The organism is Micromonospora sp. M51, from assembly GCF_018070305.1.
Taxonomy (GTDB): domain Bacteria; phylum Actinomycetota; class Actinomycetes; order Mycobacteriales; family Micromonosporaceae; genus Micromonospora; species Micromonospora parva.
The window spans coordinates 1-14,999 of record NZ_JAGPXZ010000055.1; the positions used below are offsets into that span (position 1 = coordinate 1).

The following is a 14,999-nucleotide window of genomic DNA, read 5'->3' on the forward strand; positions in this document are numbered from 1 at the left end:
GCACCAGGATCAGCGTGAGCAACGTCGAGCTGAGCAGACCACCGATCACCACGACCGCCAGCGGCTGGGAGATGAAGCCGCCCTCACCGGTCAACCCGAGCGCCATCGGCAGCAGCGCGAAGATGGTCGCCACCGCCGTCATCAGGATCGGGCGCAGCCGGCGACGGCCACCTTCGACCACCGCCTCCTGAACCCCCATGCCCTGCGCCCGGTACTGGTTGATCAGGTCGAGCAACACGATCGCGTTGGTCACCACGATGCCGACCAGCATCAGCACACCGATCAGCGCCGGCACGCCGAGCGGCGTTCCGGTGACCAACAGCAGGCCGATCGCACCGGTCGCCGCGAACGGGATGGAGATCAGCAGGATCAGCGACTGGGTCAGGCTGCGGAACGTCGCCACCATGATCAGGAAGACGATCGCGATCGCGGCCAGCACCGCCAGGCCCAGGTCCGCGAAGGCGTCCGCCTGATCCGCGCTGACACCACCGATGGTGAAGCTCGCACCCGGCACGTTGATGCCGTCCAACCGCTTCTGCAACTCAGTGCTGGTCGCGCCCAGGTTCGAGCCGGTCGCCGAGCCGGTCACCGACACGCTGCGCTCACCGTCGATCCGACTGACCTGCTGCGGCCCCTCGCCCTGGGTGACCTTCGCGATGTCGCCCAAGGTGACCGGACCCACCGGCAGCGCCCGCAGCGCCTCCACCGTCGTCGGCGGCTGCGTGCCCAGCCGCAGCACCACGTTCTGCTGCCGGCCGTCGAGCGTGACCTGCCCCAGCGGCGCTCCCCGGAACGCCTGCGACACCAACTGCCCCACGGCGGCCTCGGTGAGCCCGACCCGACCGGCGGCGACCCGGTCGACCGTCACGTCGACTCGCGGCACCTGCGCGGCCAGGCTGGTGGTGACGTCCTCGACGTCCGGCACCCCGGCCATCGCCGTGCGGGCCTCCTCGGCGGCCCGGGCCAGCACCTCCGGGTCGCTGGCCTGGACGATCACCTCCAGCTGGCTGGTCGACGCCTCCTGCCCGCCACCGAAGCTGATCTCGCCCAGCCCGCTGCCGAGCTTGTCGAACTCCTCGCGCAGCACCTCACGCATCTGCTTCGCGTCGGTGTCACCGTCGAGCGCCAACGACCAGTTGGCGACGTTGTTGCCGCCACCCCCGAACGGGTTGTCCCCGCCGCCGGCGGTCACCTGGTACGTCTTGACGCCCGTGGTGCGGGACAGCACCGACTCGATCTGCTTGGCCGCCGCGTCGGTGGCCGCCAGACCACTGCCGGCCGGCAGCTCCTGGCTCATGTTGAGGGTGTCCTGGCCGGAGTCGTCCAGGAAGTTGGTCTCCAACTTCTGCGACAGGCCGAAGGTGCCGAAGAGCACCAGCAGGCCGAGCCCGACGGTGATCCAGCGGGTGGACCGCTTGCGGGTGGCGAAGCCGATCACCGGCAGGTACCCCCGCTGCAACGGGTTGCGCAGCTCCTTCTCCTCCGCGCCGCGCCGTACCGCCTCGTCGTCGGCGGTGCCGCTGGGCGGCTTGAGGAACCAGTACGCGAGGACCGGGATCACGGTCAGCGACACCAGCAGCGAGGCGACCAGGGCCACCGTCACGGTGATCGCGAACGGCGCGAAGAGCTGGCCCACGAACCCGCCGACCAGCGCGATGGGCGCGAACACCGCCACCGTGGTGAGGGTGGACGCGGTCACCGCACCGGCCACCTCCCGGACCCCGGTGATGATGGCGTGCCGCTTCTCCTCGCCGTACTCCAGGTGTCGTTTGATGTTCTCCAACACCACGATCGAGTCGTCGACCACCCGACCGACAGCGATTGTCAACGCGCCGAGGGTGAGCAGGTTGAGCGAGTAGTCACCGATCCACAGGGCGATCAGCGCCACCAGCACGGAGAGCGGGATGGAGACCGCGGTGACCACCGTCGAGCGCACCGACAGCAGGAAGACCAGGATGACGATGACCGCCATCACCAGGCCCAACAGGCCCTCGGTGGTCAGCGACTCGATCGACTTCTCGACGAACGGCGCCTGGTCGAAGACCACCGTCAGCTCCGCGCCGGAGGCGTCCTTCAGGTCGTCGAGCCGGTCACGGATCTCGTGCGAGATCTGCACGGCGTTGCCGTCCGGGGCCGCGGTGACCGCGACACCGAGGCTGTCCTTGCCGTTGGTACGGGTGATCGCGGTGGCCGGAGCGAGCTGCTGCTCGACGGTCGCGACGTCACCGAGTCGGACCGGTGCCGCAGCCGGGGCGACCACGATGCCGCGCAGCTCCTCCAGGGTGGCGATCGGCGTACCGACCTGCACCGGGAGGGCCAGCGTGCCGTCGGTCACCGCGCCGGCCGGCACCGCCACGCCGTTGGTCTTCAACGCCGCGCCGATCGCCGTCGGTTGGATCTTCGCGGCGGCCAGCTTCGCCGGATCCGGGGTGACCACCACCACGTCGTCCCGGTCGCCGGTCACCTCGACGGTGCGTACCCCCTCGATGCCCTCCAGCTCCGGCACCACAGTGGCGCGCAGCTTCTCGGCGAGCGCCCGCTCGTCCCCGGTGCCGGCCGCGGCCAGCACCACCGCCGGGAGATCGTCGGTGCTACCCGCGATGACCTGCGGGTCCACGCCCTCCGGCAGCTGGGCGTCGATGCGGCTCAACGCGGTCTGCATCTTGTTGACCACGTCGTCCAGGTCGGTGCCGAACTCGTACATCACCTGGACGGTGGCCGCCCCCTCGCGGGACGTGGAAGTGATCTTGTCCAGCCCGGGGATGCCCTGCAGGGCGTTCTCGATCGGCTCGGTCACCTGGGACTCGACGATCTCGGGACCGGCGCCGGGGTAGGGGGCCACGATGAACGCGGCCGGGAACTCGAGCGACGGCAGCAGTTGCTGCTTCAGCGACGGCACGGCGAACGCTCCGAACACCGTGGTCACCACCGCGATGAGGGCGATCAGCCCTCGGTTGGCGAGGCTGAATCTGGCGAGCAGCGACATCGGCCTGGCTCACTCCTGACAGAGAATGCGGGCGGGGATACCCGAAAGTGTGCCGGACTCGCCTACCTCGACCCCCGCCGCCCCCGGGCCGCCCGCCCGCCGTCGATCACCACCAGGACGGTGGCGCGCTCAGGCGAGGTCGAGGGCGCGAGCCGCCGCCAGCGGGTCGTTCCCGATGGTCACCGGCGCCGGTGCGGTGGAAATCGCCCATTCCGGGTCCTTCAACCCGTGACCGGTCACCGTGCACACGACAGTGGAACCGGGCGGCACCGCGCCCGCCGCACCCTGCTGGAGCAGACCGGCCACGCTGGCCGCGCTGCCCAGCTCGACGAAGACCCCCACCTCGCGGGCGAGCAGGCGGTACGCGGACAGGATCTCGCGGTCGGTCACCGACGCGATCAGGCCACCGGAGGCGTCCCGGGCATCCAACGCCTTGGTCCAGCTCGCCGGGTTGCCGATCCGGATCGCGGTGGCGATCGTCGACGGCTCCGGCACCACCTGGCCGGTCACGATCGGGGCCGCCCCGGCGGCCTGGAAGCCGTACATCTTCGGCGTCCGGGTGGTGGCACCGGCCGCCGTCTCCTCCGAATATCCCATCCAGTACGCGGAGATGTTGCCGGCGTTGCCGACCGGCAGGCAGTGGATGTCGGGCGCGTCACCGAGCGCCTCGACGATCTCGAAGGCGGCGGTCTTCTGCCCGTGCAGACGGTCGATGTTGACCGAGTTGACCAACGCGACCGGATAGTCCTGGGCGAGCTTGGCGGCCGTCGCGAGGCAGTCGTCGAAGTTGCCGTTGACCTGCAACAGCTTCGCGCCGTGCACCAGCGCCTGGGCCAACTTGCCCAACGCGATCTTGCCCTGCGGCACCAGCACGGCACAGGTCAACCCGGCCCGAGCCGCGTACGCCGCGGCGGAGGCGCTGGTGTTGCCGGTGGAGGCGCAGATGATGGCCTTGTTGCCGGCCTCGACCGCCTTGGACACCGCGAGGGTCATCCCCCGGTCCTTGAAGGAGCCGGTCGGGTTGGCACCCTCCACCTTCAGGTACACGTCGCAACCGAGCCGGGCGGACAGCACCGGCGCCGGCAACAACGGGGTGTTCCCCTCGTGCAGCGTGACGACCGGCGTGGCCGCGGTGACCGGCAGCCGATCCCGGTACGCCTCGATCAGACCCCGCCACATGTCGTTTCTCCTCGCCTCTACCGCCGCGCCCACCCGAGCGTCACGGCCACCTTGGACCAGCCTGCCGGAGCGGTCGATGGCACACCCCGGCGTACCCACCTGACGGGACGCGCGAGCCGTGCCGTCGATGATGCAACGACTCAGGCGTCGCCCTCGACCCGCAGCACGCTGGTCACCGACCGGACGATGTCCAGCCCGCGCAGCTCGCCGACGGTCGCCGCGAGCGCGGCGTCCGGGGCCACATGCGTGACGATGACCAGCTCGGCGTCGCCGTCGCGGCCCGCCGGTCCGCCGGCCGAGCCCTGCCGCACCGTCGCGATCGACACGTCGTGCCGGGCGAACACGCTCGCCACCGACGCCAGCACACCCGGGCGGTCGGCCACGTCGAGGCTCACGTGGTAGCGGGTCAACGCCTCACCCATCGGCCGGACCGCCAGGTCCGCGTACGCGCTCTCGCTGGCCGCGCGCACCCCGGCGAGCCGGTTACGGGACACCGCGACCACGTCGCCGAGCACCGCGCTGGCGGTGGGCGCCCCGCCGGCGCCCCGACCGTAGAACATCAGCTGCCCGGCGGCGTCCGCCTCCACGAAGACCGCGTTGAACGCGTCACCGACGCTGGCCAGCGGGTGGCTGCGGGGGATCATCGCCGGGTGCACCCGGACGCTGACCGTCTCCCGGCCGGTGGGGTCCACGCCCCGGGCCGCGATGCAGAGCAGATTGATCGTGCAGCCCATCGCCTGGGCGCTGGCCATGTCCGCGGCGGTCACCTCGGTGATGCCCTCGCGATGCACGTCGGCGGTCGGGTCAGCCTCCGCGTACCCCAGGGCGGTGGCCTCGTCGAGGGCCTCGGCAAAGCCGGCGCCGGTCGCGTCCATCGCGGAGAGGATGAAGTTGGTGGTGCCGTTGACGATGCCGGTGACCCGGTTGATCCGGTCGCCGTGCAGCGACTCGCGCAGCGGGCGCAGCAGCGGGATGGCCCCGGCCACCGACGCCTCGTAGTAGAGGTCGCCGCCGCCCTCGGCGGCCGCCTCGTGCAGGGCCACCCCGTCCTCGGCGAGCAGCGCCTTGTTGGCGGTGACCACGCTCTTGCCGGCGCGCAGCGCCTCGACCAGCCAGCTGCGGGCCGGCTCGATGCCACCGACCACCTCGACCACCACGTCGACGTCGTCGCGCTTGATCAGGCCGAGCGCGTCGGTGGTGAACAGGTCCTCGGCGACCGGCAGGTCACCCCGGTCGCGGCCGAGCCGGCGGACGGCGATGCCGGCGATCTCCAGCGGAGCGCCGATCCGCGCGGCCAGGTCGGCCGACTGCTCGTGCAGCAGCCGGACCACCTCCTGGCCGACAGTGCCACAGCCGAGCAGCGCCAAGCGCACAGGTGACGTCATCCAACATCCAATGCGAGCAGGTCCTCTTCGGTTTCCCGCCGGACGATCAGGCGCGCCTGGCCGTCGCGCACCGCGACCACCGGTGGCCGGGGCACATGGTTGTAGTTGCTGGCCATGCTTCGGCAGTACGCACCGGTGCCGGGCACTGCGACAAGATCTCCGGGCTGCACGTCGGCGGGCAGGAATTCATCCTTCACCACGATGTCCCCGGACTCACAGTGCTTTCCCACCACGCGGGCGAGCAACGGCTGCGCGGTCGAGGCGCGCGAGGCCAGCGTCGCCGAGTAGGACGCGTCGTACAGGGCGGTGCGGATGTTGTCGCTCATCCCCCCGTCGACGCTGACGTACGTCCGGAGGCCGTCGAGATCCTTGACCGTGCCGACCTCGTAGAGGGTGAACACGGCCGGCCCGACGATGGCCCGGCCCGGCTCGATCGACAGGTGCGGCACTGCCAGGTTCTCCACCGCGCACTCCGAATCGACGATCTTGCGAAGTCGCTTGGCCAGATCCTGCGGTGTCGCCGGGTCGTCCTGGGTGGTGTACGCGATGCCGAACCCGCCGCCGAGGTCCAGCTCGGGAAGCTCCACCCCGCGCGCGTCGCGGATCTGGGCCTGCAGGGCGAGCACCCGACGGGCCGAGACCTCGAAGCCGCTGGCGTCGAAGATCTGCGAGCCGATGTGCGAGTGCAGACCGCGCAGCTCCAGCACACCCTCGTCGAGGATCTTGAACGCGGCGTTGGCGGCGGCCCCGCCAGCCAGCGAGAAGCCGAACTTCTGGTCCTCGTGGGCGGTGGCGATGAACTCGTGGGTGTGCGCCTCGACACCCACGGTGACACGGACCAGCACCCGGGGCCGGACCCCGCGCTCGCGGGCCAGCGCGGTGAGCCGGTCGATCTCGGTGAACGAGTCGACGATGATGCGGCCCACCCCGGCGTCCAGCGCCCGGCCCAGCTCGGCGACCGACTTGTTGTTGCCGTGGAAGCCGATCCGCTCCGGCGGCATCCCGGCCGACAGCGCGGTGGCCAGCTCGCCGCCGGTGCAGACGTCCAGGTGCAGACCCTCCTCGGCGATCATCCGGACCACCGCCCGGCAGAGGAACGCCTTGCCGGCGTAGTAGACGTCCTCGGTCGGGAAGGCCGCCCGGAAGTCGCGGCAGCGCGAGCGCAGGTCGGCCTCGTCCAGGACGTACACCGGGGTGCCGAACTCGGCAGCGATGTCGCGGACGCTCAGGCCCGCGACGGCGACAGCGCCGTCCGCGCCACGCGTCACCGACCGCGGCCACAGCGCCGGCACGAGGGCGTTGACGTCGGCAGGGGTACGCAGCCAGGCCGGCCCCTGGTTGCTGATGTCCGCGTGCAGCGCCCCAGCCTCATGAGCGCGCATGTCACATCCTCTCGGGGGCGGAGACGCCGAGCAGGTGCAGACCGTTGGCGATCACCGTGCGGGTGGCGTTGTTGAGCCAGAGCCGGGCGCGGTGCAGGTCGGTGACCTCCTCGTCGCCCAGCGGCAGCACCCGGCAGTTGTCGTAGAACCGGTGGTAGGAGGCAGCGACGTTCTCCTCCAGGTAGCGGGCCACCCGGTGCGGCTCGCGCAGCTCGGCGGCGGTGGCCACCACCGCCGGGAACTCGGCGAGCGCCTTGAGCAGCTCGTTCTCCTTCTCGTGGTCGAGCAGCTCGGGGCGGAACGCCTCGGCGTCACCCGGAACCAGCCCCACCTCGGCGGCGTTGCGGGCCACGCCCGCCGTCCGGGCGGCCACGTACTGCACGTAGTAGACCGGGTTGTCGCGGGTCGCCCGGGTCCACAGCTCGATGTCGATGTCGATCGGCGAGTCGCTGGAGTAACGGGCCAACGCGTACCGGGCAGCGTCCACGCCGATCGCCTCGACCAGGTCCTCCAGGGTGATCACCGTGCCGGCCCGCTTGCTCATCCGCATCGGGGCGCCGTCGCGCAGCAGGTTGACCAGCTGCCCGATGAGAATCTCCAGGTTGCGCTCCGGGTCGTCGCCGAAGCAGGCGGACATCGCCTTCATCCGGCCGATGTAGCCGTGGTGGTCGGCGCCCAGCATGATCACGACCCGCTCGAAGCCGCGCTCGCGCTTGTCCAGGTAGTAGGCGCAGTCCGCGGCGAAGTACGTCCACTCGCCGTTGGACTTGCGCAGTACCCGGTCCTTGTCGTCACCGAAGTCGGTGGTGCGGAGCCAGGTGGCGCCCTCGGACTCGTACAGGTGCCCCTGCTGGCGCAGCCGGGCCAGGGCGAGGTCCAACTCACCCCGGTCGTGCAGGTCCTTCTCGTTGAAGTAGGTGTCGAACTCCACCCCGAAGTCGCGCAGCGAGCTGCGGATCTCGTCGAACATCAGCGCGACGCCCTCGACCCGGAAGATCTCCTGGGCGGCGTCGTCGTCGAGCGAGCGCACCTCCGGCCGGCGGGCCTGCACCTCGCTGGCGATCTCGGCGATGTACGCCCCGCCGTAACCGTCCTCCGGAGCAGGCTCGCCCTTGGCCGCGGCGAGCAGCGACCGGGCGAACCGGTCGATCTGCGAACCGGCGTCGTTGAAGTAGTACTCCGTGCCGACCTGCGCGCCGGTGGCCCGCAGCAGCCGGCTCAGCGCGTCACCGACGGCCGCCCAACGGACCCCGCCGATGTGCACCGGCCCGGTCGGGTTGGCCGAGACGAACTCCAGGTTGATCTTCTCGCCGGCGAGCCGGTCGCTGTGGCCGTACTCCGAGCCGGCCTCGACGATCATCCGCGCGAGTTGACCGGCGGCAGCGGCGTCGAGCCGGATGTTCAGGAAGCCCGGCCCGGCGATTTCCACCGATTTCACACCCGCCGCCCGACCCAGCTCGTCGGCCAGGGCCGTCGCCAACTCCCGGGGCGGGACGCCCACCTTCTTGCTCAACTGCAGCGCGAGCGTCGAGGCGTAGTCGCCGTGCTCGGGGTTGCGCGGTCGCTCCACCACCGTGCTCGCCGGCAACGCGGCGCGGTCGAGGCCACGCTGGTCGAAGACGGCGTGGGCGGCGGCAAGGACGACCGAGGCTAGTTCTGCAGGAGTCACCCATCCATGTTATCGGGGGTAGACTCGGGCACTCGGCGGCTCCCCTGCGCGTCATCCGGCCCGCCACTCCCCTGACCGACCGACTTGACGAGGCACGATGAGCATCAGCACCCCGGGTGGCCCTGAGCGCCGCCCGACCGTGGTCAGCACCGGCAAGAAGCCGGCCGCAGGCCGGCCGGCGTCCGGCGCCAAGGCCGGCTCCGGCAAGCCGACGGGCAAGCCGGCAGGCTCTCCCCGGGCCGGCGGCAAGGGCCCGCGCAAGCCGGTCACCCCGGTCAAGGTGAGCCAGGGCCGCGCCTGGGGTCCGATCGCGCTCTTCGTCGCCGTGGGTGTGCTCTTCGTGGCGATCGTCGGGTACGGCGCCTGGGCGACCTTCCAGGGCTCCAAGCCGTGGGACAAGCGGGCCAACGCCATCGACGGCATCGTCAACATCCGCAAGTCCGACCCGGACAGCCTGAAGTACGAGTCGCACAAGTCGGGTCCGCTGACCTGGAACTACTCGCCTCCGGTGGGTGGGGTGCACAACGCCGCCTGGCAGAACTGCATGGGCGACGTGTACGACGCCCCGATCGCCAACGAGCACGCGGTGCACAGCCTGGAGCACGGCGCGGTGTGGATCACCTACCGCCCCGACCTGCCGAAGGACCAGGTCGACAAGCTCGCCGGCAAGGTGCGCGGCGTCGAGAAGACCTTCATGAGCCCGTACGAGGGCCTGGACAAGCCGATCTCGCTGCAGGCCTGGGGCTACCAGCTCAAGGTCGACAACGCCGACGACTCGCGGATCGACGAGTTCATCAAGGACCTGCGGGTGAACGCCTCCGTCGAGGGCCCGACGGCGCTCTGCAACACCGGCATCACCGCCACCGGCACCACGCCGCGTGAGCTTCAGCAGCAGCCCACCCAGTAAGGACCGCAATGACCGCTCCGGCGACCACCGACAGCGAGCACGACGACGACATCCCGGCCACCCCGGACGAGGGTGGCCGGGCCCCGGCGTCGCGCTACGGCGTGCTGGCGCTCGCCGTCATGCTGGTGGTGGGGCTCCTCCTCGGGTACGCGGGCGGCCTGCTCACCCCGCGACTCACCCAACCCGGTGACGCCTCGGTCGAGGCGGGCTTCGCCCGGGACATGACCACCCACCACGCGCAGGCGGTGGAGATGAGCCTGATCGCGTACCGGTCGGCGACCCTCCCCGAGGTGCGGCAGATCGCTGTCGACATCGCCACCGGGCAGCAGGGCGAGATCGGCGCCATGCAGACCTGGCTGCGCGAGTGGGGTCTCAGCCCGACCGGGTCGAAGCCGCCGATGTCGTGGATGTCCGACGGTGCCACCGTCACTGACGGTCTGATGCCCGGCATGGCCTCGCCGCAACAGATGACCGCCCTGCGCGAGGCTCAGGGCATCGATGTCGACCGGCAGTTCCTGGCCCTGATGTACGACCACCACCTGGGCGGCATCCACATGATCGACGCGGCGCTCGGCGCTACCGACAACGACGAGGTGCTGCGGGTGGCGAACACCATGAAGGCCACCCAGCAGACCGAACTGAACAACCTCCGGCAACTCCAGGCGCAGGCAGCCAAGGGCTGACCGACCCACGGGCACACACCGGGCCCGCGTCTCCGCCACACGATGGCGGGACGCGGGCCCGACCCGTACCACCCATACCTGCCCGTACTCGGCCCACGCACCCGGCCCATTGCCCGCGCCCAACCCCCGCCCAGCCCCGCCCATGATCGACTCGGGTTTCAGGAAACTGGGGTGTCGTCGTGAGCGGGACACCACGACTTCTTGAAACCCGAGTCGATCAAGGCGCACACTCGGTGGCCTGCGCCCCGAAAGATACTCTTTGTCCCTTGTGGGGCTATCGCGAGGCACGGGCGATTACGTTGCTTAGAGAGTTTTCTCCCCACATATCGTGACCAGTTGCGATTCGGGCTCGTTGCCCAAGACGTGGGGGTTGCACTCAGAGACGCACGGCGTTCGGTCACCAGTTGGTGCCGACGCCACACCATCGGTGGTGACGGGGCGGTGGCAGCCGTCCGTCGCGGACAGCGGCAGGGCGAGCCGGGAATGCTCAGCCGCGAACAGGAACTCGAGTTGATCGACACGCTGCGGGGCGTCCACCCCGACGAGTTCGGCCTGGACGAGGAGCTGTGGACGCGGCAGAGCCTCACCACGCTCATCCAGCGGCGCTTCGACCTGCCGTTGGACCCTGGTGCGGTCGGGGCGTACCTGCGGGCCTGGGGGTTGGGTCCGCGCGAGCCGCGCGAGCGCGCCTGCGGGCTCTGCGTCAGCGCGGTCGAGCGGTGGGTCCGCAGTGACTACCCGGCGATCACCCGGGCCGCGCAGGAGCACCTCGCGGAGGTGTACTGGATCGGGCGGGTCCGACTGCGTGGCACCATGCCGGCAGCGGACGTGATCTCCGCGGTCTCGTCCCGTGGCCGGGTGCGCTTCATGATCACCACGCCGACGGTGGACCCGCCGCTTCCCCGCGACTTCGTGCTGCGGCTCAGCGGCGAGGAGCAGCGCACGGTGCACCTGATCGTGGACGGCTCCTGGCCGCGCAACGAGTGGCCACGTCGGCTTCCCCGGCGGATCGTCCTGCACCCGCTGCCCAGTTGCGGGCGGGCGATCGCGGCGGCCTGAGCACCGGGTGAGCCGGTTGCCGACACGATCGGCTCACCCGATACCGATTCGGCGTACGCGGAAGAGGTTTGCTAGTCTTCTCCAGTCGCTGAGCCCCCGTAGCTCAGGGGATAGAGCACCGCCCTCCGGAGGCGGGGGCGCAGGTTCGAATCCTGCCGGGGGCACCAGGAAGCAGTTTTACCCGACACTGCCGGGCGCAGGGGCACACAGCCTCCACGCGCCCGGTTTTGCGTTTCCGCTCGCCGAAGCCCGGAACGGGTCGCCTGGGTGGACCTGAGCCCGTGCGTCGGTGCAGCTGCCACGCCTGACCAGGGGAAGCACCGCATCGGCCAGCTCCACGCTTCCGGTTCGCCGCTCCGCCCTCCCGTACCGCTCCGCTTCGAGTGTCACCTCAGCGGTAGCGGCGCGTCCGTCACCTCATCCGTGCCCGGGTACGTCAGGGCTGATCACCGCCAGCTGTGGGGTCGTCGCCGCCGCGACGACCCCACGCGCACGGCCGCCGAGCGTCTAGCTCGGACGGGCCGCGTCGGCGTAGCGGCGGGCGAGTCCCCCGAAGGCGGCCTTGAGCTCTGCGGGCCCGATCACCTCGATGTCCGCGTCGAACCTGCCGAGCGCGGCGGCGAGGCCGACCCAGGACCAGGAGCCCTGTACGAGCTTGCAGCGGTCGGGGCCGAGTTCTTCGACAAGCCCGTCGCGGGTGTACGCGGCGACGGCGGCGGCGGGAAGGCGGAGGATGACCTCCCCCACGCAGGGCCACGCCGAGGTGTCGGTGGAACCTCGGAAGCGGCCCGTGACGTACGTGGCCACGTCTCCCCTGGGCAGTCGTCGTGGGGTGAAGCGTGGCCCGGTCGGGGTGCGCGGGCTGACCCGGTCACAGCGGAAGGTTCGCCAGTCGTCTCGGTCGAGGTCCCAGGCGACGAGATACCAGCGCCCCTTCCAGGTGACGAGGTGGTGGGGCTCCACGCGGCGGGGCGGCGCGTCGGTGATGGCGCTCGTCGAGCCGTAGTCGAAGCGCAGAACCTCGTGGGCGTGGACGGCCGCGCCGAGGGCTGTCAGCACGGTGCGGTCGACCGGGGAGTCCGACCCGGTGGCGGGTTGTCCGACTGCGGTGACCTGGAGGGCGTCGATGCGGTGCCGCAGTCGGCTGGGCATGACCTGCCGCATGGTGTTCAGCGCTCGCGTCGCGCCCTCCTGGATGTCCGCGCCGGAGAGGGCTGCCACCTGGAGTGCGACGGCGATGGCGACGGCCTGCTCGTCGTCGAACAGCAGCGGTGGCAGTCGGGTGCCGGCGTCGAGCCGGTACCCGCCGTCCGGCCCCTTGAAGGCTCTGATCGGGTAGCCGAGCTCGCGCAGCCGGTCGACATCGCGTCGCACCGTTCGCGGGCTCACGTCCAGCCTCTCGGCCAGGAGGCCGCCCGGCCAGTCACGTCGGGCCTGGAGGAGCGAGAGCAGCGACAGCAGTCTCGCGGAGGTCGTGGCCATGCATCCGAGTCTGCTCCAGGTAGCGGCCACAACCTGACCGCTACCCCTGCCATCGTCGGCGTCACGCCCGGGCAACAGCCACGGGCGACGTCACACGAGGAGCAGCAATGAGCATCAACACCGTCGCGCACATCAACCTTCGGGGCAACGCGCGGGCCGCCCTCGGTTTCTACCGGTCCGTCTTCGGCGGGGACCTCGCAGCGGTGACCTACGCCGACGCCCACAACGTGCAGAACCCGGCCGAGGCCGACCAGATCATGTGGGGTCAGGTCACGTCCGCCGAGGGCTTCCAGATCATGGCGTACGACGTGCCGTCGGCGCGGCCGTGGAGCCAGGGCGAGAGCCCGTTCTTCGTCTCGGTCCGGGGCAGCGACGCCGACGAGATCACCGGCTACTGGAAGAAGCTGAGTGAGGGCTCGACTGTCCTGGTCGACCTCGCACCCGCTGGCTGGGCTCCCCTCTACGGCATGCTCACCGACCCGTTCGGCGTCACCTGGGTGCTCGACGTCGCCGTCGAGTACGACCCCGCCTGACCAGAAGGAGCAGCCCACCGCCGATCGCGAGGGATCGGCGGTGGGCCTCGGTGCCGCTCAATGTGCCTCGGCCGGCACCAACCTCGGGTGCGCCTCGGGTGTCGTACCCGCGTCCGGGCCGCCGGAGTCCGAGCGGCGCTTGAGCCAGCGGTCGATCACGAGGTTCAGGACCAGCCCGACAGCGCCCCAGATGGCGATGACCAGCAGGTTCTGTCCGACGCCGACGCCGTCGAAGTACCGCAGCGAGCGGGCGATGTCGACCGCCGCGGGCAGCGGCAGCACGTCCTGGAGAGGGCGGAACACCTCGGGCACCAGGTACACCGACATGCCACCGCCGGAGGCGGGTACGCCGGCCATCATCAGCACCACCATCATCGGGATGATGCCCGCCAGGCCGACGGTGCGGGTGAGCACTCCGGTGGCCAGGGAGACCGAGAAGATGGTCAGGGCTCCGTAGGCGATCATCTCCAGGGCGTTGCCGGTGATCGCGCCGATGAGGACGTCGAAGAGGAACCACAGCCAGACGGACATGCCGATCGCCCAGCCGCCCAGCAGCGGCAGGAACTGGGGCAGGCGCCGCACGTGCGGGGCACCGCCGCGCAGGACGGCCAGGAACAGGAAGCCGGCCATGATCCAGGACATGCCGACGTACATGCTGTTGCTGCCGCCGGTGTCGGTCTCGCTCAGGGGTTGCACGTCGGTCAGCGTGAGCGAAAGGCCCTGGGCTGCGGTGATCGGCTGGAAGATCGCGCGGATCGCGGACTGCTGGCTGGCGTTGGCGGCGGACGCCGAGTACAGCGTCGCGGGAGTGTCGGGTGCCGACGGGAGGACGAAGGCGGCGACCACGTCGCGGGAGCGGATCTGCTCGGTGGCTTCGTCCACGGTGTCGGCGACTGTGACGTCGAGGATGCCGTCAAGCTGTGCGTGAAGACCGGCGGCGGTCTGCTGAGCCTGCCCGGGGGCGGCGGCGACCACGACGACCGGGATGTCGTGCGGTTGCGGTTTGTGCATGGAGAACCCCATGGCGCCCACGACGACCACGAGGATGGCAAGCGGGAAGCCGGCCGCGGCCACGTACCGGAATCGCTTGGAGCGCGCAGGCCCGCCGGCCAGAGCGGGGGCCTTCGAGTCGGGGTCGGTGATCGGGGGGACGCCGGGGATCATGTTGCCGCTCGCGCTGCGCTCCTTGAGCAGGCAGAGCGCGAGGGCGGCCACGATCCACACGGCCAGGACGATCAGGTGGGTGCCCAGGCCGTTGCCGTCGAAGTACAGGACCGAGCGCAGCGCCTCACCGGCCGCCGGGAGCGGCAGCACGCCATGCAGGAACTGGAAGAACCCGGGCATGTTGTGAACGGAGAGGGCCAGGTTCGACGCGGGCATGCCGAACACGACCCAGAGCAGCATGCCGGGCAGTACCGCGAGGGGCCCGATCAGTTTGGAGAGCAGCAGCTGGGCCAGGCCGACGGCTGCGGTGGCGAGCGTGCCGACGCCGAGGAAGGTGAGGTAGTGGCCCTCGACGGCACCCACGACCGGCCCGAGGATGAGCCAGATGATCGAGCTGGTGAGCGCGGACCAGCCGGCCAGCACGGGCAGGAACCGTCGCAGCCGCAGCAGGTGGGGGACGCCCATCACCATGATGCTCAGTGGCACGTAACCGGCCAGCATCATGCCCATCGCGGCGAACAGGACCGCGATGCCGGCCGAGTCACCGGAGGGTAGCGGCGCGACGTCCTC

General features: G+C 70.7%; 11 protein-coding genes and 1 tRNA gene. 5 read left to right on the plus strand and 7 right to left on the minus strand.

The genetic code is table 11. From position 1 onward, the window contains the following. The 5 genes from KBX53_RS05375 to argS form a co-directional block, all read right to left on the minus strand. The coding region (locus tag KBX53_RS05375; RefSeq protein ID WP_210858009.1) for an efflux RND transporter permease subunit at positions 1-2,986 on the minus strand (2,986 nt) is incomplete at its 3' end. Between the two features lie 129 nt (positions 2,987-3,115). Continuing rightward, positions 3,116-4,165: a threonine synthase gene (gene thrC / locus KBX53_RS05380; RefSeq protein ID WP_030333136.1), complete on the minus strand. Its 1,050-nt coding sequence runs from the start codon at positions 4,163-4,165 to the stop codon at positions 3,116-3,118. Positions 4,166-4,305: 140 nt separating this feature from the next. Next, complete coding sequence (locus tag KBX53_RS05385) at positions 4,306-5,538, minus strand: homoserine dehydrogenase (RefSeq protein WP_210858015.1); 1,233 nt, start codon at positions 5,536-5,538, stop codon at positions 4,306-4,308. Between the two features lie 8 nt (positions 5,539-5,546). Next, entirely contained in the window at positions 5,547-6,932 is a 1,386-nt protein-coding gene (lysA, locus tag KBX53_RS05390; RefSeq protein WP_210858010.1) for a diaminopimelate decarboxylase, read from the minus strand. A 1-nt stretch (position 6,933) separates the two neighbouring features. Further along, positions 6,934-8,601 carry an arginine--tRNA ligase gene (gene argS, locus KBX53_RS05395; protein ID WP_210858011.1) on the minus strand — a complete coding sequence of 556 codons (1,668 nt, stop codon included), beginning with the start codon at positions 8,599-8,601 and terminating at the stop codon, positions 6,934-6,936. Between the two features lie 97 nt (positions 8,602-8,698). On the opposite strand from argS, the gene KBX53_RS05400 reads away from it, so the two are divergent. The 4 genes from KBX53_RS05400 (at position 8,699) to KBX53_RS05415 (ending at position 11,417) form a co-directional block, all read left to right on the plus strand. Then, positions 8,699-9,508 (plus strand): DUF3105 domain-containing protein, encoded by an 810-nt coding sequence (locus KBX53_RS05400; RefSeq protein ID WP_030333127.1) that lies wholly within the window; start codon positions 8,699-8,701, stop codon positions 9,506-9,508. An 8-nt stretch (positions 9,509-9,516) separates the two neighbouring features. Continuing rightward, positions 9,517-10,191, plus strand: a complete 675-nt coding sequence (locus KBX53_RS05405; protein ID WP_210858012.1) for a DUF305 domain-containing protein — start codon at positions 9,517-9,519, stop codon at positions 10,189-10,191. A gap of 363 nt (positions 10,192-10,554) precedes the next feature. Further along, positions 10,555-11,250, plus strand: a complete 696-nt coding sequence (locus KBX53_RS05410; RefSeq protein ID WP_030333124.1) for a winged helix-turn-helix domain-containing protein — start codon at positions 10,555-10,557, stop codon at positions 11,248-11,250. Positions 11,251-11,342: 92 nt separating this feature from the next. Further along, positions 11,343-11,417 (plus strand) — tRNA-Arg (locus KBX53_RS05415). A 340-nt stretch (positions 11,418-11,757) separates the two neighbouring features. Here the strand turns inward: KBX53_RS05415 and KBX53_RS05420 are convergent. Next, on the minus strand, positions 11,758-12,732 hold the full coding sequence (locus KBX53_RS05420; protein ID WP_210858013.1) for a YafY family protein: 975 nt from the start codon (positions 12,730-12,732) through the stop codon (positions 11,758-11,760). Between the two features lie 107 nt (positions 12,733-12,839). Here KBX53_RS05420 and KBX53_RS05425 point away from each other — a divergent pair, with 107 nt between their 5' ends. Next, positions 12,840-13,265: a VOC family protein gene (locus KBX53_RS05425; protein WP_030333119.1), complete on the plus strand. Its 426-nt coding sequence runs from the start codon at positions 12,840-12,842 to the stop codon at positions 13,263-13,265. Between the two features lie 57 nt (positions 13,266-13,322). Here the strand turns inward: KBX53_RS05425 and KBX53_RS05430 are convergent. Continuing rightward, positions 13,323-14,999 (minus strand): ABC transporter permease (locus KBX53_RS05430; RefSeq protein WP_210858014.1); only part of this gene is annotated, 1,677 nt, incomplete at its 5' end.